The 20,039-nt window shown below is 73.5% G+C and carries 18 protein-coding genes; 9 read left to right on the top strand and 9 right to left on the bottom strand.

Translation table 11 applies throughout. The features are described from left to right. The first annotated feature begins 278 nt into the window (after positions 1-278). A complete protein-coding gene (locus LIV37_RS14380) occupies positions 279-2,258 on the top strand; it encodes a transglycosylase domain-containing protein (RefSeq protein WP_020867852.1) in 1,980 nt (659 codons plus the stop codon). 66 nt (positions 2,259-2,324) lie between these two features. Here the strand turns inward: LIV37_RS14380 and LIV37_RS14375 are convergent, their stop codons facing one another. Further along, positions 2,325-3,581: a polysaccharide deacetylase family protein gene (locus tag LIV37_RS14375; protein WP_020867851.1), complete on the bottom strand. Its 1,257-nt coding sequence runs from the start codon at positions 3,579-3,581 to the stop codon at positions 2,325-2,327. 143 nt (positions 3,582-3,724) lie between these two features. Continuing rightward, complete coding sequence (locus tag LIV37_RS14370) at positions 3,725-5,122, bottom strand: hypothetical protein (RefSeq protein ID WP_020867850.1); 1,398 nt, start codon at positions 5,120-5,122, stop codon at positions 3,725-3,727. A 152-nt stretch (positions 5,123-5,274) separates the two neighbouring features. Here LIV37_RS14370 and LIV37_RS14365 point away from each other — a divergent pair, with 152 nt between their 5' ends. Both LIV37_RS14365 and LIV37_RS14360 read left to right on the top strand, forming a co-directional pair. After that, positions 5,275-6,558 (top strand): molybdopterin-dependent oxidoreductase, encoded by a 1,284-nt coding sequence (locus LIV37_RS14365; RefSeq protein WP_020867849.1) that lies wholly within the window; start codon positions 5,275-5,277, stop codon positions 6,556-6,558. Between the two features lie 56 nt (positions 6,559-6,614). Continuing rightward, a complete protein-coding gene (locus LIV37_RS14360) occupies positions 6,615-7,121 on the top strand; it encodes a hypothetical protein (protein WP_121825480.1) in 507 nt (168 codons plus the stop codon). Here the strand turns inward: LIV37_RS14360 and LIV37_RS14355 are convergent. The 4 genes from LIV37_RS14355 to LIV37_RS14340 are packed head-to-tail and all read right to left on the bottom strand — an operon-like array spanning position 7,021 to position 11,230. After that, positions 7,021-9,021, bottom strand: coding sequence for a glycosyltransferase 87 family protein (locus LIV37_RS14355; protein WP_373920618.1), 2,001 nt, complete (start codon positions 9,019-9,021; stop codon positions 7,021-7,023). The genes LIV37_RS14360 and LIV37_RS14355 overlap by 101 nt on opposite strands. Before the next feature lie 3 nt (positions 9,022-9,024). After that, positions 9,025-9,843, bottom strand: coding sequence for a methyltransferase domain-containing protein (locus tag LIV37_RS14350; RefSeq protein WP_020867847.1), 819 nt, complete (start codon positions 9,841-9,843; stop codon positions 9,025-9,027). After that, positions 9,840-10,511: a TIGR04282 family arsenosugar biosynthesis glycosyltransferase gene (locus LIV37_RS14345; RefSeq protein ID WP_020867846.1), complete on the bottom strand. Its 672-nt coding sequence runs from the start codon at positions 10,509-10,511 to the stop codon at positions 9,840-9,842. The genes LIV37_RS14350 and LIV37_RS14345 overlap by 4 nt, the downstream gene beginning before the upstream one ends. Continuing rightward, positions 10,508-11,230 (bottom strand): glycosyltransferase family 2 protein, encoded by a 723-nt coding sequence (locus tag LIV37_RS14340; protein WP_121825481.1) that lies wholly within the window; start codon positions 11,228-11,230, stop codon positions 10,508-10,510. The genes LIV37_RS14345 and LIV37_RS14340 overlap by 4 nt, the downstream gene beginning before the upstream one ends. Positions 11,231-11,345: 115 nt before the next feature. Between LIV37_RS14340 and LIV37_RS14335 the strand changes: the two genes are divergently transcribed. Next, positions 11,346-12,122, top strand: coding sequence for a response regulator transcription factor (locus LIV37_RS14335; RefSeq protein WP_020867844.1), 777 nt, complete (start codon positions 11,346-11,348; stop codon positions 12,120-12,122). After that, positions 12,115-13,230 (top strand): sensor histidine kinase, encoded by a 1,116-nt coding sequence (locus tag LIV37_RS14330; RefSeq protein WP_121825482.1) that lies wholly within the window; start codon positions 12,115-12,117, stop codon positions 13,228-13,230. The genes LIV37_RS14335 and LIV37_RS14330 overlap by 8 nt, the downstream gene beginning before the upstream one ends. A 28-nt stretch (positions 13,231-13,258) precedes the next feature. Here LIV37_RS14330 and LIV37_RS14325 read toward each other — a convergent pair whose 3' ends face one another. Then, positions 13,259-14,326, bottom strand: a complete 1,068-nt coding sequence (locus LIV37_RS14325) for an NAD-dependent epimerase/dehydratase family protein (RefSeq protein ID WP_020867842.1) — start codon at positions 14,324-14,326, stop codon at positions 13,259-13,261. A 272-nt stretch (positions 14,327-14,598) separates the two neighbouring features. On the opposite strand from LIV37_RS14325, the gene LIV37_RS14320 reads away from it, so the two are divergent. After that, positions 14,599-15,510 (top strand): class I SAM-dependent methyltransferase, encoded by a 912-nt coding sequence (locus LIV37_RS14320; RefSeq protein ID WP_020867841.1) that lies wholly within the window; start codon positions 14,599-14,601, stop codon positions 15,508-15,510. 97 nt (positions 15,511-15,607) lie between these two features. Here the strand turns inward: LIV37_RS14320 and LIV37_RS14315 are convergent, their stop codons facing one another. After that, a complete protein-coding gene (locus LIV37_RS14315) occupies positions 15,608-16,474 on the bottom strand; it encodes a peptidyl-tRNA hydrolase (protein WP_020867840.1) in 867 nt (288 codons plus the stop codon). Between the two features lie 171 nt (positions 16,475-16,645). Between LIV37_RS14315 and LIV37_RS14310 the strand changes: the two genes are divergently transcribed. Genes LIV37_RS14310 through LIV37_RS14300 form a run of 3 tightly spaced genes read left to right on the top strand, consistent with a single transcriptional unit; the run spans position 16,646 to position 18,410 of the window. Then, the gene (locus tag LIV37_RS14310; RefSeq protein ID WP_121825483.1) at positions 16,646-17,581 is read left to right on the top strand and encodes an ABC transporter ATP-binding protein; all 936 of its coding nucleotides are present in this window, start codon (positions 16,646-16,648) and stop codon (positions 17,579-17,581) included. Beyond that, on the top strand, positions 17,578-18,246 hold the full coding sequence (locus tag LIV37_RS14305) for a hypothetical protein (protein WP_020867837.1): 669 nt from the start codon (positions 17,578-17,580) through the stop codon (positions 18,244-18,246). The genes LIV37_RS14310 and LIV37_RS14305 overlap by 4 nt, the downstream gene beginning before the upstream one ends. Before the next feature lie 11 nt (positions 18,247-18,257). Further along, the gene (locus tag LIV37_RS14300) at positions 18,258-18,410 is read left to right on the top strand and encodes a hypothetical protein (RefSeq protein WP_020867836.1); all 153 of its coding nucleotides are present in this window, start codon (positions 18,258-18,260) and stop codon (positions 18,408-18,410) included. A gap of 162 nt (positions 18,411-18,572) precedes the next feature. Here LIV37_RS14300 and LIV37_RS14295 read toward each other — a convergent pair whose 3' ends face one another. After that, a complete protein-coding gene (locus tag LIV37_RS14295) occupies positions 18,573-19,967 on the bottom strand; it encodes an alkaline phosphatase PhoX (RefSeq protein ID WP_020867835.1) in 1,395 nt (464 codons plus the stop codon). Between the last annotated feature and the right edge of the window lie 72 nt (positions 19,968-20,039).

Below are 20,039 nucleotides of genomic sequence, written 5' to 3'. Positions count from 1 at the left end.
GGGACGCCCTCGGGGGTGGCGGGCCGGGCGGTGCGAAAGGTCACCGGGTGGGTGGAGTCCCTGAATATGGTCACTGTTACAAAAATTTAGGGCCCTGTGGCGACAGACGTTCGGAAGGGAAAATAGGATCGGTCTGGTCTGGGGGGATGGAAGATCACACCTTTGTGCCGCGCCCGCGCGCGGAGCGAGCGTGGGGGAAACACGTGCTGGGCAGCAGCGACAACGCCATGGGGAAGCACCGCAAGCACCGCCGTAAGCCGCCCTCGAGGAGCCGGGGGATGCGGCTGCGCCGCTGGGCGGCCGCGCGGATCCGGCTGGACTATCCCCGGGCGGGGCGGCGCGGTGTGACGCGATGGCTGCCGTCGTGGCGTCAGATATCCCTGCTGTTCCTGTTCTGCCTCGGCAGTCTGACCGGTCTGCTGAGCTTTCTGTATCTGCAGACCGACATCCCGAAGAACCTCAACGACTTCGCCACCCAGCAGGACAACGTCTACTACTGGGCCGACGGCACCGAGATGGCCCGCACCGGCCCGGTCAACCGGCAGGAAGTGCCGCTGGACAAGGTGCCGGACGACGTCCAGTGGGCGGTGCTGGCCGCCGAGAACGCCAGTTTCTACACCGACAGCGGAGTGTCCCCGAGCGGGCTGATGCGCGCGGTGACGCGGATGGTGACGGGCGGTGAGACACAGGGCGGCTCGACCATCACCCAGCAGTATGTGAAGAACGCCTATCTGAATCAGCGTCAGACCTTCTCCCGCAAGCTCACCGAGATGTTCATGGCCATCAAGCTGGACGACCGGATGAGCAAGCGGGAGATCCTCCAGCGCTATCTGAACACCAGCTGGTTCGGGCGCGGCAGTTACGGCATTCAGCGGGCGGCGTACGCGTACTACGGCAAGGACGTCTCGGAACTCAACGCGAGCGAGGGCGCGTTGCTCGCCTCGCTGCTCAAGGGCGCCGGGACCTTCGATCCGACGCTCAGCGCGAAGAACCACAAGCGGGCCGTCGACCGCTGGAAGTGGGTGCTGGACCGGATGGTGGACATCGGGAAGCTGTCCAAGTCCGAGCGGGCGCGCTATACGACGTTCCCCGAGCCCAAGGCACAGCCCAGGCCGGTGGGGCTCACCGGCCAGGTCGGCTATCTGGTGGAGACGGCCAAGGCGTATATCAGCTCCCACACCGACATATCCGACGCCGATTTCGACCTGGGCGGCTATCAGATCCACACCACCTTCGAGAAGCCGAAGGTCCAGGCGCTCGCCAAGGCGGTGAAGAACACCCGGGACGACCTCGACCCCGAGCAGCGCCCCGAGGACCGCCATGTGCGCATAGGCGCGGCCTCGGTGGCCCCGGGAGGCGCCATACGCGCCCTGTACGGCGGCCCCGGCTATCTGGAGCAGGGATTCAACGACGCGAACGCCTCCACCGTCCCGGCCGGCACCTCCTTCACCCCCTTCGTCTACGCCGCGGCGCTGCGCGACGGCGTCCTGCTGGAGCGCAACGGCGCGCGGACGCCCGTGACGCCCTCCACGCTCTACGACGGCGACAACAAGATCGCGGTGCATACGCCCGAGGGCCCGTACTGGGACCGCGGCGGCAAGATCGTGCGGGCCACCAATGACGACGACGCCTCCTATGGGCAGGTCTCGCTGCGCCAGGCGATCGTGCGGTCCATCAACACCCCGATGATCCAGCTGGGCATGGACGTCGGCCTGGACCGGGTCCGGCAGGCGTCCATCGACGCGGGGCTGCTGCCGAGCAGCTTCGGCGCGCGGGTGCCAGCGTTCTCGCTCGGCACCGCGACCCCCAGCTCGATCCGTATGGCCAGCGCCTACGGGACGTTCGCGGCCGAAGGCACGCACTACGCGCCGTACTCGGTGAGCGGGCTCACCCACGGCGGGGAAAAGCTCGAGCTGCGCAAGGACGGCGCCAAGCGCGCCTTCAGCGCGGCGGTCGCGGCGCAGGTGGACGACGCGCTGCGCGGCGCGGTCCAGAGCCCGGACGGTTCGGCGCGCGAGGCCGCCGTGGGTGGTGGCGAGGTGGCCGGTAAGGGCGGCACGGCGCAGGACGGCACCTCCGCCTGGTTCGTCGGGTACACCAAGAAGCTTTCGACGGCGGTCTCGCTGTCCCGGGTGGACCCCAAGTCGCAGGAGCTGATGCCGCTGAAGGGAATGGGCGGGGGAGGCGCCGATACTTCGGGCGACACCTACCCCATGGACATCTGGAAGAGCTATATGACGGACGGGGCGGCGGAATGAGCTATCGCGGCATGAGCCGCCCCGGCATGAGCCGCACCGGCGGAATGGGCCCCGCAACGGGACCGCTTACTTGGTCTTGGTGTACGTGGACCAGTCCGGCGATTCCGCCGGGTCCAGCATCCGCAGCTTCGAGAGCACCTTCGGGTCCTGGGCGTCCAGCCAGTCGGCGAGCTGCTTGAACGACACGCACCGCACTCCGTCGCGGCGGCAGACGCTCCTCATCACGTCCTCGATGGCCTGCATATAGATGCCGCCGTTCCAGGTCTCGAAGTGATTGCCGATGAACAGCGGCGCCCGGCTGCCGTTGTAGACCCGCTCGAATCCGTTCAGATATCCCTGGCGGGTCAGCCGCTCCCACTCCGCGTATTTCCCCGGATCGCCCTCGGTGCTGTCACCGGACTGGTTGAAGAGGAAGTTGAAGTCCATCGAGAGGACCTGCTTCTCGCTCTCCGGGTACGGCACCAGCTGCAGCGGGAAGTTCCAGATGCCATCGATCTTGGACGGCCAGAGCTGGAAGTCGCCCGGGGAGCTCGCGTCATAGCGCCAGCCGAGGGATTTGATCGCCGGAATCAGCGTCTTCTGGCCCTCCAGGCACGGCGCGCGCCCGCCCACCAGCTCCACGTCATAGTCGAACGGCAGCGGTTTGATGTCGGTGAAGCCGGTGTTCGTCTTCCACTGCTTCACAAACGAATACGCCTGCTCCGTTTCGCTCTTCCACTCCTCGGTGGACCAGTCCTCCCCGCCCTTGGCGCCGCAGAAGTGGCCGTTGAAGTGGGAGCCGATCTCATTGCCGTCCAGCCAGGCCCCGCGCAACTGCTCCAGGGTCTCCCTGATGTGCTCGTCGGTGGGGAAGGATATGGCGGCCGAGCCCGGCTTGTGCTGGGGCGGCCGATAGAGGTCGCTCTTCGACTTGGGCAGCAGATACATGCCGCTCAGGAAGAACGTCATGGTGGCGTTGGTCTCCTTGGCCACCTCGCGGAAGCGGGAGAAGAGATGGTCGTCGTTCTCCAGCGCGCCGTCCCAGGAGAAGATCACGAACTGAGGCGGCTTCTCACCGGGTTTGAGCTTCTCGGGCTTGAGCTGATGCGGCTGCGGTCCGGTGTAGGACGTCGAGCCGTCCCCGAGCACCTTGGTCTTGCCGTCCCAATGGGCGTACTCGTCTTCCTTCTTGGGCTCCTTGGGGACCCGGTCCGACTTGGGGGACGCCGCGGCCGCGGGGAGGTTCCCGTCCTGCGCGCCCCCCGCGTCCCCCGGCGAGGTCAGGGCTATCAGCAGCGCCACCACGACGGCCACGGCCGTCAGCGCGCCTATGGGCGCGGCCACGCCATAGGCGTTCCTCGCGCTTAAAGCCTTCAACGCTTTCACGATCTTCAGCGCCTTCACGGGTCCCGCCCCCTGGCAACAGTACAGATGTACGTCCCCCTCAGTATCACAGAAGTATCACGTGCCCTTCACATCGGTCATCCTCACCAACCGGTCAAAAGCAGGTGATTGACGAGCAGTGAGAGGCAGGCCTGGACCAGGAGCCATCGGCGGCGATCACAGACGGGCAGCAGCGCGGTGGTGGGCAGCAGCCACACGAGGAAGGGAAGCCAGATCCGCTCCGTCTCGGCCTTGCTCATCCCGGACAGATCGGCCACGACGAGCGCGAGCAGCGCGGCGAAGGTCAGCACGACGAGCCCGTCCGGGCCGACCGGCCTGCCCGGGCGCAGCCGACGGGCGGCGTCGGGCACCGCCGACACCATCCGCCGCGCGCCCGCGACACAGGCGGGACCGGCGACCACCGACGCGACGGCCAGATTGGCCCAGACCCAGTACGCGTACGGGCGATCGGAGGCCACGCCCTGGTAGTAGCGCTCGACCAGCAGGGAGTACCCCTCCCACCACCGGAACCCGGCCAGCGTGAACGCCCCCGCCACCACCGCCACCCCGGTCAGCGCGAAGGGCAGTGGCCGCGCGGTGCGGGCCAGCAGCAGTACGGCGGCGGCGGGCAGTGCCAGCAGCGTCAGCCCGTACGAGAGATAGGCCGTCAGCCCCAGCAGCAGCCCGGCGCCCAGCGCGACCGCCCCGGGCGCCCGGACCGTACGCGTCGCCGCGAGCGCCAGCAGCGCGAGCCCCCAGGCCGCGACGGCCGCGAAGTAGCCGTCGGCCGAGGCGCCCACCCAGACCGCCCCGGGCGCCAGGACCAGGAACGGGGCGGCCGTACGCGCCGCCCGCTCCTGCCCCAGGGCGCGCAGCGTGACCAGGACCGCCACCGCCGCCGAGCCGCCCACGGTGATACAGAAGGCCCCCGCCCAGCCGCCGCCGCCCAGGCCCAGCCGGTCCAGGCCCACGAAGGTGAGCACGGCGCCCGGCGGATGGCCCGCGATATGGGCGGGCCAGTGGTCGGGCTGAGTGAGCAGGATATGGCCGGTGAAGCCGCGCAGGGCCGCGCCGATGTCCTGGAACCGGTCGATGCCGCGCAGATACTCATGGCGCGCCGTGAGCCGCTCCGCCACCCCGCGCCGCCATCCGTCGACCAGTGCCAGCGACCAGATCCAGGCCATGGCCGCCGCCCAGACGGCCCCCAGCAGCCCCCGCCACGGCAGCCGCGCCGCGAGCCGGTGGCCGTGGAGGACGACCGCCGCGGCGACGGCCAGGGCGAGGGGCGTACCGGCGCCCACATGGGGCAGCCAGTCGGCGTACAGCGGCGCCCAGTCGACGTACAGGGAGTGATCGGCCCGCTGGATCAGGGTGCCGACGACGGCGGCGACGGCGAAGAGCGCGACGGCGGCAGCGGCGGCGAGCACGTCACGGCGACGGCCGGTCCGCGTGTCGTCCTGGACGGGCTGGATGTCGACGCCGTTGCGGAGAGGGAGCTTCACGACGTCACGCTACGTCGCCGAGCCCGCCACCGGGCCGCCGCGCCGCGCGCCGTCACCGGACCGTCAGATCTTCCCGCCAGGGCCCGTGACGTCACCGTTTCGTCATGGGCTCAAGGCGACTGGAGGCGGTGCGGCGGTCCTACGGTCATGCCATGAGCCACCCTCCCCGCACCGAACGTGATCGCCGCGCCCTGTGGCGCAGCCCGCTGCGCGGCCCCTGGCTGACGTCCGTCTTCGGCCTGGTCCTGCTCTTCGGCATCCCCGTGCTCTTCGTGACCGGACTGCTGTCGTACGCCGCCTACAACCCCGATCTGTCCCCGGTCAACGACAAGACACCGGACAAGGGGCTGCTGGGCTTCTACCTCTTCTCCTGGCCGACCGACCCCTCCTGGCTCTACCGCGTCACCCAGGGGGTGCACGTCACGCTCGGGGTCGTGCTCGTCCCCGTGCTGCTGGCCAAGCTGTGGTCGGTCATCCCCAAGCTGTTCGCCTGGCCGCCGGTGCGGTCCCTGGGGCACGCGCTGGAGCGGCTCTCGCTGCTCCTGCTGGTCGGCGGGGGACTGTTCGAGTTCGCCACCGGCGTGCTCAACGTCCAGCTGGACTACATCTTCCCCGGCTCCTTCTACCCGCTGCACTTCTACGGGGCGTGGATCTTCATGGGAGCCCTCGTGGTCCATGTGGCGCTGCGGCTCCCGCTCATGGTGCGGACGCTGCGGAGCCGCGAGCTGCGGGCCGAGCTGCGCACCCGCACCTCCGACACCCGGCCGGAGCCGCCCGACGAGACCGGCCTGGTCAGCCCGCGGCCCGCCGCGCCGACCATGTCGCGGCGGGGCGCGCTCGCCATGGTCGGCACCGGCTCCTTCGCGCTGCTGGTGGTGACGGCCGGTCAGAGCATCGGCGGCCCGCTGCGCACGAGCGCGCTGCTCGCCCCGCACGGGCGCGAGCCGGGCCGGGGGCCGAACGGCTTCCAGATCAACAAGACCACCGTGGCCGTCGGCATCCGCGCCCGCGACATCGGGCCCGACTGGCGGCTGGTGGTGCGCGGCGCGGCGGGCCACGAGACCGTCCTCACCCGGGAGCGGCTGCTGCGGCTGGAGAACCACGGCGCGGCGCTGCCCATCGCCTGCGTGGAGGGGTGGTCCACGGCCGACCAGCGGTGGGAGGGGGTACGGCTGGCGGACCTCGCCGCGCTGGTGGGGCATGCCGACCGGCCGCCCAGGGTCCTGGTGGAGTCGGTGCAGCGGCACGGCTCCTTCCGCAGCGTCGTGCTGAGCGAGCACCAGGTCCGCGACCCGCGCTCGCTGCTGGCGCTGAAGGTCAACGGCGCGGATCTGTCGCCGGACCACGGCTATCCGGCGAGGGTGATCGTGCCCGGGGCCCCGGGTGTGCACAACACCAAGTGGGTCGGGCGGCTGACGTTCGGGGGGACGGCGTGAGGATTCCCGGACTTCGGGGGGATGGCGTGAGGTACCTCGGACTTCGGGGGTACGGTGTGAGGTTCCTCGGGCGGAGCCGTGCTGGGCTGCGGCGGCTGGACGGGGAGTCGCCGCTGCGGCTGGTGCTGCTGCTGTGCTCCTTCGCGCTGACCGGCTACGCCGGGCTCAGGCTGCTGAGCGGCGACTGGTTCGGGATCGCGCTGTGGTTCGTCGGCGCCGCCGTCCTCCATGACCTCGTGCTGCTTCCGCTGTACGCGCTCGCCGACCGTGCGGTGGCGGCCGTGCTCCCGGCCCCGGCGCGGGGGACCAACCATGCGTGGACCAACTATGTGCGGGTGCCCGCCTTCGTCTCCGGTGTGCTGCTGCTGGTGTGGTTCCCGCTGATCCTCGGGCGGCAGGAGCGCCGCTATGAGAACGCGACCGGGCTGAGCGCCGACGTCTTCTGGCCGCGCTGGCTGCTGATCACCGCTGTGCTCTTCGGGGCCTCGGCCCTGTGGCTGGTGATCCGGGCGGCGATCCGGGGGTGGCGGCGTCGCCCGGGGGCTCGGGGTGGGGAGGCGTAGGCCGCGGGGACGGGTTCGGCCGCTTCGGCCGCTTCGGCCGGGGAGCGGAAACGGCCCGTCGGGCCCGCAGGGCCCAGCCGGCCATGACCGCCGCAGCGGCGACCGCGTACCCCAGCGTCCCGACCCACGCGCCGTCGTCCACCGCACGGGCCGTCACATACTGGGCGACTCCCGCGAGCGGCAGGCCGAGCCACTCCCAGCGCCCGTCGAGGGCCACCAGCGCCACCACCAGCAGTGCGTACCAGGGGTAGCCGGGCGTCATCAGCAGGAACGCGGCCCCGGTCACCACCAGCGCGCCGCCCCAGGGCCGTTGGGGATCGCCGCGCAGCAGCACCCGGACCACGACCACGAGCAGGACGGCGGCGATCACGGGGAGGGCCCAGGCCTCCGGGTCGGGGTGGAGCAGGCGCAGCAGCGCGTAGCGGTTCTTGTCGTCGGCGGCGGTGGAGCCCGTCTCATAGCCCTCCTCCGCCACATAGCCGGTGAGATAGCCGAGGACGGAGGAGCGCGAGAGCAGGACGTACGGGAGGTAGCCGAGCGCGACGGCGGCGGTGGCGGGCAGCACGACGGCCGCGGCCCGGCGGGTCCGCCTGGCCGGTGAGGCGGGGCTGCCGGTGCTCGTGGCGAAGACGCCGGTGCCCGTGGCGAGGACGCCGGAGAGCGCGCCGGGCAGGGCCACGGCGGGCAGCAGCTTGGCCGCGGTCGCCGCGCCGAGCAGCGCCCCGCCGAGGGCGCGGCGGCGGGGGACGACGACGAGGCCCGCGACGGTCAACAGCACCCCCAGCGCGTCGACATGCGCGTTGTTCACCGCCTCCACCGGTACGGCCGGGCACCAGGCCCAGAGCGCGGCGCGGGCGGTCGCGAGGCGCGGATCGCGGCGGCGCCGTGCCGCGACGAGCAGCACGGCGGTGGTGGCGACGGACAGCAGCGCGCCGCCGGTCTGGAGGGGGAGGAGGGTGGAACCTGACGGCGCCGAGCGGTGTACAAGCAAGAAATAGCCCTCTGCGGCGGGAGGATAAATCGTATGGACCGAGGGGCGGTTCAGGCGCGTGCACTGCGGCTCGGCGGCGGCGCTTGGCGGGTGATCGGGCTCCGGATCGGCGTGCGGGACGGCGCCGGGCGTGGGGCGTTCGGGCGTGGGATGTTCGGGCGTGGGATGTTCGGGTGCGGGGCGGACCGGGGCGCGGTCGGGGCCATGGCAGGCGGAGCCCTGCGGGAAGAGCCAGCGGTCGCGCAGCGAAGCGAGCGCGGGGTCCTCGGGCGCGTGGTCATAGGGAGATATGCCCGCGGCCTGCACGCGTCCGTCCCAGGCGTAGCGGTAGGCGTCGGTGCTGGTGCGCGGCGGGGCGAGCAGACCCGTGGCGGCGACCGCCGCGCTGCCCACGAGCACGAACACCGCGGCCTGACGGGCGCCCAGGCGGCGGACGGTCCAGGCGGCCGCGGCGAACAGCGCCCAGGCGATGGCGTACCAGCGGGACAGCGCGCCGGGCGCGGTGTGGAAGTCGTCCCTGTGGAAGGTGAGGGTGAGGACGGCGGTGAGCGAGCCGAGCAGCGTGGCCAGAGCGAGCGGGGTGATCCAGCGGCGGGCGGTCCGCCCCCGCGTTGGCGGGGTGGCCCGCGCGGGCGCCGTGGTCTGCACCCGCGCGGGCGGGGTGGGGCGCGCGGGCGCCGTGGTCCGTACCCGCGCGGGCGGGGTGGGGCGCTCAGGTGGACGGGGCTCGTCCGCGCCGTCGGGCGGTGGTGCGGGGCGATCGCGGGCCGATGGCCGAGGGCCCGGGACGGAGTGGCCGGGGACGGAGTGGCCCGGGTCGGAGTGTGGCCGGGACGCCTGATCGGGCGCCCGGCCGGTCCACCGGGCGAGTCGGCCGGGCCGCAGCAGGCGGCGCGGCGATCCGGGCACGGCTCAGCGCTCCGTGCCGGACCGGGGCAGGGGCGGTGTGCGGCGCAGCGATACGAAGCCTCGGTCCCGCGCGGTCCACTGCTCGACCGGGCTCCAGCCCACCGCGTGTGCGTGCCGCAGCAGCGCCCGGACGCCGACGCGGGCCCAGGGGAAGGCCGTTCCCACATCGCCCCGGCCGTCGTCCACCCGCACCCGCACCCGCTCGTCCACATCCGCCGCGGCGGCCTCCACGATCAGCAGCCCGTCGGGGGCCATGAGCTGGGCGACGCGCGCCAGCAGGGCACGCGGATCGCCGCCGATGCCGATATTGCCGTCGATCAGCAGCGCCGTGCCCCAGCGTCCCTCGCCGGGCAGCGGTTCGAAGACCGAGCGGCACAGCGCGGGCCCGCCCGCGCGGACCGTACGGGCGACCGCGGCCTGGCTGACGTCGATGCCCAGACAGGGGTGGCCGTGCAGAGCCAGCGCGGCCACCAGACGGCCGGGTCCGCAGCCGATGTCGAGTATCGGGCCCCGGCAGCGCCGCAGCACGGTGCGGTCGGCCGCGTCGGCGTCCGCACACCAGCGTTCGACGTCCAAGGGCAGCATCCAGCCGTCGGCCCGGCGCAGGAACAGCGGCCCTCGGCCCGCGTGGAGCGCTCGGACATAGGGATCGGCGTGCCAGGGTGCGGCCGCGCGGCGAGCGGGCGTCCGCTCGTGCACCGCTCCATCGTGCACCGCTCCATCGCGCACAGACACATCGTGTACGGATCCCTCGCGCACCGATCCGTCGTGTACGGACCCCTCGCGCACCGATCCGTCGCGCACCGTCTCGGCCGTGCTCATCGGGTGGTGGTCCGGGACGACAGACGGGCGAGGGTCCGGGCGAACCGCCCGCCCGGGGCGTCGGACGCCACCGATACGGCGTCCTCGGCCGTGTCCACGTCGCGCAGCACCGGCAGGTCGCGCACCCGCAGCCCCGCGTCCGTCAGCCGGCGCCGCTGGGCGGCACCGGTGGTGGCGGTGGACATCGGCACGCCCCGCAGCAGTTCGGGGTCCGGTTCCGCCAGGCCCAAGGCCCAGAAGCCACCGTCGGCGGCCGGGCCGAACCAGGCGTCGCAGTCGTGCCAACTCCCCGGGCTGAGCGCGGGGGCGAGGAGCGCGGGGGTGACCTGCGGGGTGTCCATGCCGATCAGCAGGGTGGCGCCCCGGCAGGCGGCGAAGGCCGCGGCGAGTCGTTCGTCCAGACCACCGTCACACTGCCCCACCACCTCGAATCCCGGCGGCAGCCACGGCCCGGGTCGGCCATCGAGCACCAGCACCCGGCGCAGGGCGGGCATGGCGAGCGCGGCGTGCAGGGTGTCGGCGAGGGACGCCTCGGCGAGCAGGGCGGCCTCGGCGGGGGTGTACGGGGGAGTGAGCCTGGTCTTCACCCGTCCGGGCACCGGCTCCTTGGCGATGATGAGCAGTGTCGTCCCGTTCGCGTGGGCACCCTCGTGTGGCGCGGCGTTCACCGCGCGGCCCTCGTGGGGGTGGCCAGGCCGTGGGCCTCCGGCGGCTGGCGCAGCACGGCGCGCATATCGCGCACCGCATGCCAGGTGCCCCGCCAGGTGCCGGTGACCTTCGACTTCCCGGTGCGCGGCCGATACGGCACCGCGCGCTCCTCGATCCGCCATCCGGCGTCGGCGGCTCGCACGACCATCTGCAGCGGGTAGCCGCTGCGGCGGTCGGTGAGGCCGAGGGCGAGCAGCGGTTCGCGCCGGGCGGCCCGCAGCGGGCCCAGGTCGCCCAGCGTGAGGCCGGTGCGCCGGCGCAGCATGCGGGTCAGCGCGAGGTTGCCGAGCCGGGCGTGCACCGGCCAGGCCCCCCGCTCCTGGGGGCGTCGCCGGCCCAGCACGAGGTCGGCGTCGCCCGCCGCCACGGTCCGCACGAAGGCGGTCAGCAGCCCGGGGTCGAGCGAGGCGTCGCAGTCGCAGAAGCACACGATGTCGGCCTCGGCGGCGAGGAGCCCGGTGTGGCAGGCGGCGCCGAAGCCACGGCGGGGTTCGTGGACGACGGTGGCGCCGTGGGCGCGGGCGATGGTGGCCGAGCCGTCCGTGGAGCCGTTGTCGACGACGATGGCGCGCCAGCCGTCGGGGATGCGGGCCAGCACCCAGGGCAGGGCGGCGGCCTCGTCCAGACACGGCAGGACGACGTCCGCACAGGGGGTGGTCGAGTTCGTCACCCGCACCACACTACGAAGGAGAAAACGACATTTCCGGCTTCAGGTTCTTACGAAACACGGACGTCGGCCAGGCAGCGGCCTCCCGGCGCCCCCTGGTGCCGCCCCCGGTGTCACGCTGTGGGGCATGCAGCAGAACCCCTCTCCCACCCGCGTGCTCGTCGTCGACGACGACCCGACCGTGGCCGAGGTCGTCGCCGGGTACCTCGGCCGGGCCGGCTTCGCCGTGGACCGGGCCGCCGACGGCCCCGGGGCGCTCGCCCGCGCCGCCGCCCGCCGGCCGGACCTGGTCGTCCTCGACCTGATGCTGCCCGGCATGGACGGGCTGGAGGTGTGCCGCGCGCTCCGGGACGAGGGCCCGGTGCCGGTCATCATGCTCACCGCGCGCGGCGACGAGGAGGACCGGATCCTCGGCCTCGAGATCGGCGCGGACGATTACGTCACCAAGCCGTTCAGCCCCCGGGAGCTGGTGCTGCGCGTGGAGTCGGTGCTGCGCCGCGGCCGGGCCGGTCCGCGGGCCCCGGGCTCGTCCGGCTCCGGCCCCGGACCCGGACCGAGCCCCGACCCGGGCGAGGTGACCCACCGCGCCGGGATCACCCTCGACCCGCTGGCCCGGCGCGCCGCCCGGGACGGCCGGGAGCTCGCCCTGACCGTGCGCGAGTTCGATCTGCTGGCCTTTCTGCTGCGCCACCCCGGGGTGGCCTTCACCCGCGAGGAGCTGATGCGCGAGGTGTGGGGCTGGGACTTCGGCGATCTGTCCACCGTCACCGTCCATGTGCGGCGGTTGCGCGGAAAGGTCGAGGACGATCCCGCCGCGCCCCGGCTCATCCAGACCGTATGGGGCATCGGCTACCGCTTCGACGCCCCGCGGGACGAGGGACGGGGGCCGGGCTCCGATGCGTGATGTGGTCCTTATGGCGGTGTTCGCCTTCCTCGGCGCGGCGGCGGCCGGTCTGCTGGGCGCGTTGGCGCTGCGGCTGGTGCGCGGCCGTTCGGTCGCGGTGTCGCTCGCCGTCGTCGCCGCCGTCGCGGTCACGGCGATGCTCACCGGGACGCTGGCGGTCGCCTGGGCGATGTTCCTGTCCCCGCACGATCTGACGGTGGTCACGACCGTCTGTGCCATGGCCGCCGTGGTGTCCCTGGCCACCGCGTTGCTGCTGGGCCGCTGGGTGGTGGCGCGCAGCAACGCGCTGGCCCTCGCCGCCCGCTCCTTCGGGGACGGCGGGAGCTTCGCCGCCCCCGACGGCCAGGCCACCGCCGAACTCGCCGCGCTCGGCCGTGAACTGGCCGCCACCAGCGCCAAGCTGGCCGCCTCCCGCGAGCGTGAGCGCGCCCTGGAGTCCTCCCGCCGGGAGCTGGTCGCCTGGATCTCCCACGATCTGCGCACCCCGCTGGCGGGGCTGCGCGCGATGTCCGAGGCGCTGGAGGACGGGGTGGCCCCGGATCCGGACCGCTACCTCCGCCGGATACGTACCGAGGTGGAGCGGCTGAACACGATGGTCGGCGACCTTTTCGAGCTCTCCCGCATCCATGCCGGGGCGCTCTCCCTCGCCCCCACCCGGATCTCCGTCTACGACCTGGTCGGCGACGCCCTCGCCGGGGTCGATCCGCTCGCCCGTGAGCTGGGCGTCCAGTTGATCGGCGACCGGGTGGACCCGGTCCCGGTGGAGGTCGACGGCAAGGAGATGACCCGTGTGCTCGGGAACCTCCTCGTCAACGCGGTCCGCCGCACCCCGGCGGACGGCACGGTCGCGGTGTCCGCCGAGCGCGACGCGGACACGGTCGTGCTGTCGGTCACCGACGGCTGCGGAGGGATCCCGGAGGAGGATCTTCCGCGCGTCTTCGACACCGGCTGGCGCGGCAGCGACGCCCGCACACCCCCGGCGGGCGCCGGTCTGGGCCTGGCCATCGTCCGTGGCATCGTCGAGGCCCACGACGGCCAGGCGGCGGTGCGCAACGTCGACGGCGGCTGCCGCTTCGAGGTCCGCCTCCCCGCCGCCGTCACGTCCTGAGCGGCCCCGCTCCCCTCACACCCCTCCCTCACACCCCCGCGCGTTGCGGGGCGCGGGCGAACTCGGTCATGCCCTCGTGGAACGAGACCGCCGGGCGCCAGCCCAACTGCTCTCGGATCCGGCGCGATGACGCGGTGATGTGCCGGACGTCGCCCAGCCGGTAGCCGCCCGTCACCACGGGCGCGGGGCCGCCGAACGCCGTGGCCAGGGCCGTGGCCATCTCGCCCACCGTGTGGGGGTCGTCGCTGCCGGTGTTGTACGCGGTCAGCGCGGCCGGGGCCACCACCTCCGGCGCCACTTCCAGGGCGGCGACATTGGCGGCGGCCACGTCGCGGACATGGACGAAGTCCCGGCGCTGGCCCCCGTCCTCGAAGACCGTGGGCGCCTCGCCGCGCGCCAGGGCCGAGCGGAAGAATGAGGCGACGCCCGCGTAGGGGGTGTCGCGCGGCATCCCCGGCCCGTACACATTGTGGTAGCGAAGCGACACCGCGCGGCCGTCCACCGACCGGGCCCACGCCGCCGCCAGGTGTTCCTGGGCCAGCTTCGTCGTCGCGTACACATTGCGGGGATCGGCCGGTGCGTCCTCCCCCACCAGACCGGGCCGCAGCGGGGTGCCGCACTCGGGGCAGAGGGGGTCGAAGCGGCCCGCCGCGAGATCCGCCTCGGCGCGCGGGCCGGGGCGGACCCGGCCGTGGCGGCGGCAGTCGTAGCGCCCCTCGCCGTAGACGACCATCGACCCGGCCAGGACCAGTTCGCGCACCCCGCGCTCGGCCATCGCCGCGAGCAGCACCGCCGTGCCCAGGTCGTTGCAGCCCACATAGGCCGGGGCGTCCGCGAAGTCCTTGCCGAGACCGACCATCGCCGCCTGGTGGCATACGGCGTCCACTCCGCGCAGCGCCGCGAGGACCGCCTCCCGGTCCCGCACATCGGCGTGGATCCACTCCCCGTCCACGGATGGCGGAGCCGGATGGGAGGCCGTCGGATGAGCCGCGGGAAGTAGGGCGTCGAGGACGACCGGCTCATGGCCGTGCTCGACGAGGGCGGTGACGATGTGCGAGCCGATGAAGCCCGCACCTCCGGTGACCAGTACGCGCATGGGGGCGACGCTAGGCCCGAGCGGGCGCCCGGGCCCGCCCCCGCGCCGTTCCGTCACCGCTCCGTAAGACCTTCCGGAGGAGGTGCGGTCACAGAATGGTCACAAGGGGGACTGCCCCGCGTTGCCTTTCACTGCGACCGTGGCGCCCTCGCGTCCCCTGGGACCCCGCTTCCCCGAGGCCTGTCTTCCTGGGGCTCCCGGACACGTTCAAACGGACACGTTCAACCGGACACGTCTCTCAAGACCGCCGCCATCGACGAACAGAGAGCCACATGACGGTCACCACCGCCCCCGCGGCCCAGCGTCCCCGCTGCCTCAATGACGTCAAGGGATGGTTCCCCAGCCTCGACCAAGTGCTGTTCGACCGCTTTCTGAGCCGCCAGGAGCGCCTCGGCCAGCACGGGGACCTGATGGAGATGGGTGCCTACCTGGGCAAGAGCGCCATCTTCACCGCCACCTATCTGCGGGCGAACGAGCGGTTCACGATCTGTGATCTCTTCGACGCCGAGGCGCCGGACGAGAAGAACGCGGCGGAGGCGCGCAAGTCGTACTCCACCCTGACCCGCACTGCCTTCGAGCAGAACTACCTGGCCTTCTGGGACGAGCTGCCGAACGTCATCCAGGGCCCCACCTCCGTCGTCCCCGACCACGTCGGCGCGGACACCTGCCGCTTCATCCACGTGGACGCCTCGCACCTATACGAGCACGTGGCGGGCGACATCGACACCGCGCACGACACGCTGGTGCCCGACGGCCTCGTCGTCCTCGACGACTTCCGCTCCGAGCACACCCCCGGCGTGGCCGCCGCGACCTGGGAGGCGGTGTTCACCCGCGGCCTGCGGCCCATCTGCCTGTCCACACAGAAGCTCTACGGCACCTGGGGCGACCCGGAGCCGATCCAGGACGAGATGCTCGCGGACGAGGAGTGGCGCAAGGGGATGCACACCAGCGTGCAGGAGATCGCGGGCCGCAGGGTGCTGCGGTTCTCGGGGAAGCCCGCGAACCCGGCCCCGCCCACCTCCCGCTTCGCCCATGAGCCGCGCGACCCGGCTCCCGAGCCGCGCTCCGCGTCCACCGCACCGGCGTCCGCACCCGCGGCGCGCCGCCCCACCGCGGTCCGGCGGTTCGCCGCCGATGTGCTCCCGCCGGTCGTCACCCGGGCGATCCGTCGCCGCAAGGGATAGCTCCCCCGGGTGCGGAGGGGAGCCCGGGGGCCCCGTCCGGCCCTGGGCTCCTGGAGCCTGTCCCCGGGCTTCCAGGCCCCCGGCGCCGCGGGCGGCCTCAGCGCCGCCGCAGCGCCGGGTGGTCCGCGACCACCGTGCAGGACCCCGGCGCGATCTCGGTGAACCCCGCGTCGCGCACCACCGGCAGGCCGCTCGCGGTGAGCTCGTCCCACCGCTCGGACGAGGCCGTACGCACCGCCAGCGGGAACCCGGCCTCGCGCCAGGCCGCCCGCGCCGCGTCGTCCAGCTCCCACCAGGCCAGCTGGGCGCCGTGCCCGGCCTGGGCCATCGCCTTGCCCGCCGACATCTCCACATGGGGGCTCAGCCACAGCACCGGACCGGTGGGGTCGGGGGCGGGCGGCGGCTCGGGGTCGTCCAGGTCGGTGCCGGAGACCTGGAGCTTGGCCAGCTCCTTGGGCCAGCCGTCCAGCGGCACCGGCGGGAACACCCGCACCTCGGCGGCCGTCGGCAAAGACCCGTCCCCGTGCCCGTCCTCGTGCTCGTCCCCGTTTACGCCCTCGGCCGGGTATGGGTGGTCGGGCGCCCGGCCCGTGACCGTGATGCCCGGCAGCCCGGCCGCGCGCCGCCACTCCGCGCCGCGCGCCCGCCGTACGACCTTGCGGATCCGGGCGTCCTGCCAGTCCCGTACGGCCTGGGCCCATTCGCCGTCGTCGGCCGTCGCCCGCTCGTCCGACAGCAGCACCAGCACCGCGCGCGCCGCCGTCTCCAGGGCGTCCGTACGGGCCGGGGGCGCGGTCTTCTCGATCCGGACCACCAGGGGCAGGACGAACTGCGGCGCGGCGTCCCGGTCGATCTCTGCGTGCCGGAAGGGGCTGCTGCGGGCGGCGGATCCGGTGCCCTGGTGAGCGGTTGTCCGGGCGCCGGTCTCGGTGCCGGTCTCGGTGTCGGCGTCGGTGCTGGTCACGCGCCAAGTGTGCCAGGACCGTCGGCAGACCCTGTCCGGGATCTTCGCGCCTGTGCCCGGAGGGGCCGTGCCAGGCGTCGCGGGACCGCGACGATTCCGCCGGACCGGACCCGGGGCCTCCGCGTGCCGAGGGCCTCCCTGTGCCGAGGGGCGCGCCTATGCTCAACCGGCATGAGACTGCGAGGAGTCGGCCGCCGCTACGGCCTGGGCGGACCCTGGGTGCTGCGGGGCGTCGATCTTGAGGTGCCGCCGGGTTCGCTGACCCGTGTCCAGGGGCGCAACGGCAGCGGCAAGTCCACGCTGCTGCGGCTGCTCGCCGGGATCGACGCCCCCAGCGCGGGCCGGATCACCGGCCGCCCGCCCACCGCCTACGTCCCCGAGCGGTTCCCGGCCGAGCTGCCCTTCTCCGCCCTCGGCTACCTCACCCACCTGGGCCGGATCCACGGGCTGTCCCGGGCCGCGGCGGCGCGCGGGGCGGGGGAGTGGCTGGAGCGATTCGGCGCGGACGGCTACGCGGGCACCCCGCTCGCCGAACTGTCCAAGGGCACCAGCCAGAAGGTCGCCGTGGCACAGGCGCTGCTGGCCGCCCCCGGCCTGCTGGTCCTGGACGAGGCGTGGACCGGCCTCGACCAGGCCGCACGGCGGGTGCTGGACACGGCGGTCGCCGAGCGCGTCGCCGACGGCGGCGCGGTCGTCTTCGTCGACCACGACCCACGCCGCCTGGCCGGGGCCCCGGACCGCGTCCTGCGCGTCGCCGAGACCCGGCTGGAGCCGGTGGACGGCACGGTCCGGCCGTCGGCGGCGCAGGACGGGCCCGGTGCCGGGCCGCGGGTGCGGGTGGAGGCCGAGGGACGGCCGGGGGCCGGGCTGCCCGGGCTGGCGGGCGCGGTGGTGCGTGAGCACGGTCCCGCGCCCGCGGACGGGAGCGGGGCCGACGGTCCGGCGGGGCGGGGCGTACGGCTGACGGTCGAGGTCGGCACCGCCGACTCCGATTCCTTGCTCCGCACCCTCCTGACCGCCGACCCGCCCTGGCACATCCGCGCGGTGACGACCCTCGAAGACAACGACACCCAGGAGCCCGCCCACGGGGCGGAGGAGAAGGCATGACCGCGCTGCTGCGCTATCAGGCGGCCCTGCTGGCCCGCTCGCACCGCTGGCTGCCGCCGCTGCTGCTCTACGGGGCGTTCCTGGGGATCGGGGTGCAGACCGGGCAGCCGATCCTCGACTCGCTCGGCTACGCCGCCGCCGCGCTGCTGCCCGTCGCCGCCTGGCTGGTGCGGGTGTGCGTCACCCAGGAGCCCGCCGCGGCCCGCGACTGCGCCTCGGCGGCGGTGGGGCCCGGCCGGGTGCACCTCGCCTCGGTGCTGACCGCGCTGGGCGCGGCGCTGGTGCTCGGCACCGCCGGGACGCTGTTCGTCGCGGCGGTCAGCGATCCGTACACCGCGGACCACCTGCACGCGATCCCCGTACCCGAGGCGACCGTCTCCGGGCTGCTCACCGCGGTCGCCTGCGCCCTGCTCGGCACGGCCGTCGGCGCGCTGTGCAACCGGCCGCTGCTGCGCCGCCCAGGCTGGGCGATCCCGGCCACGCTGCTCGCCGCGCTGCTGGTGTCGGTGGCCGGTGCCTCGCCCGCGAACGCGGCCGTGTCGGGGCTGGTCGACGGCTCGCACAGCGGCACCGTGCCGATGCCCCTGCTGCCCCTGGCCCTGACCGGCGCGGCCGCCGCCGGGGCGACCGCGCTGGCCTGCGCGCTGAGCTCCCGCCGGTCGTAGGGTTGCGGGTCATGGACGACCGTACGGACCTTCCCGAGGGCCCGCCGTACGCCGACTGCGTGCGGTGCGGCGAGCCCACCGAGTACCCCGCCGCGCGCCCCGGAGCGACGCTGTGCCCCGTCTGCGAATGGCAGGAGGCCCAGCGCGCGGCGTGCTCCGGCTGAGCGCTCGCTGGAAGTGCCCTGACCTGCCGTCGATCGTCTGCGGCGCGGTCGTGGCTGATCGCGCCCACGCGGCGGAGCCGCATATCGACACAGCCCCGCGCCCCTTCGGGGCGCAGCCGAACGTCTGCCGATCTGCTTGGCGGCGCTGTCCGGACACAGGCGCTAGCGACGCCAGGGGCCCGTCACGGCGAACGTCGTGCCCGGGGTGTAGCAGTTCACGTACATCGTGCGGCGGTCCGGCGCGAAGGTGACGCCCGCGAACTCACCCCACTCCGGCTCCTCCGGGGTGCCGATGTTCTGCTGCCCCCGGGCCATCGCGTAGACCTCGCCGCGCCGGGTCACCCCGAAGACATGCTGTGCGCCGTTGCCGTCCTCGCAGACCATCAGGCCGCCGCTGGGCGCGAGCGTGATGTTGTCGGGGGACTCGCCGGGGAGCTGGACATCCGTCTCGGGGCCGAAGACGATCACCAGCGTGAGGCGCCTCCGGTCGGGGTCGTAGCGCCAGATCTGGCCGAAGTGGTCGGCCGCCGAGCCGTCCGCGCTCTTGGCGAAGCTGGAGACGAAGTAGACCGACGTACCGCCCCAGTAGCACCCCTCCAGCTTCTGGGCGTGGGTGATGCCTCCGGGGCCGAAGTCCTGGAAGCGGATGGGGGTTTCGCGGGCGAGCGGGTCGGGGACGTCCACCCACTCGACGCGGTCGAAGGTGGTGCCCGGCTCCTGGATGGTGGACAGATCGGGCACCCCCGGCACCCGCAGCGCCTGTAGCTCCCCGCCCGCGCGCAGCGAGCCGATGCCGCCGAGCGGCTTCTTCGGCCGGAAGCGGTAGAAGAGCCCGAAGGGCTTCTCGAAGGCGTCCTCGGTCTCGTAGACGACGCCGCTGCGCGGATCGACCGCGATGGCCTCGTGCTGGAAGCGGCCCATGGCGGTGAGGGGCACGGCGCCGGTGCGGCGCGGATCGTGGGGGTCGACCTCGAAGATGAAGCCGTGGTCCTTGGTGTAGCCGTTCGTACCGGCCCGGTCCTCGGTCTCCTCGCAGGTCAGCCAGGTGTGCCAGGGGGTGGGGCCGCCCGCGCAGTTGACCGCGGTGCCCGCGATGGCCACCCGCTCGGACAGTACGCGGTTGCCGGAGTCGAGCTCCAGCGCGGTACAGCCGCCCAGGCCCATCGGGTCGTAGGTGAGGCCGTTCACGGCCGGGACGCGGATCGCGGCGTCCGGACGGTTCTCATGGTTGCGGACCAGATGCGTACGGCCGCGGTGGCCGCCGGCGCGGCCCGGGAAGGCGGCCATGCCGTCGCAGTGGCTGGGGACCTTGCCCTCGCCGGAGCGGAGTTCGTCGCCCTCGCGCGAGAGCACCCGGTAGCGGAACCCCTCCGGGAGGTCGAGCAGTCCGTCTGGGTCGGGGACCAGGGGGCCGTAGCCACCCCGGCCGAGTGGTGGGGAATCCGGTTCGGCGGCCGCGGCCGTTCCGGCGAAGAGCTCGGAGACGCTGCCGGTGAAGGCGATGGCGGCCCCCAGCGCGCCGGTGCGGCCGAGAAGCTGACGTCGTGTCGCTGACATGCGGTAACTCCCTGCTGGCGGACAGAGAAGATGACCGGATGTGTGTATCACGCGCGCGGGCGCGCGGGAACC

Source organism: Streptomyces rapamycinicus NRRL 5491 (assembly GCF_024298965.1).
GTDB lineage: Bacteria > Actinomycetota > Actinomycetes > Streptomycetales > Streptomycetaceae > Streptomyces > Streptomyces rapamycinicus.
This window is presented reverse-complemented; position numbering and strand designations above follow the sequence as displayed.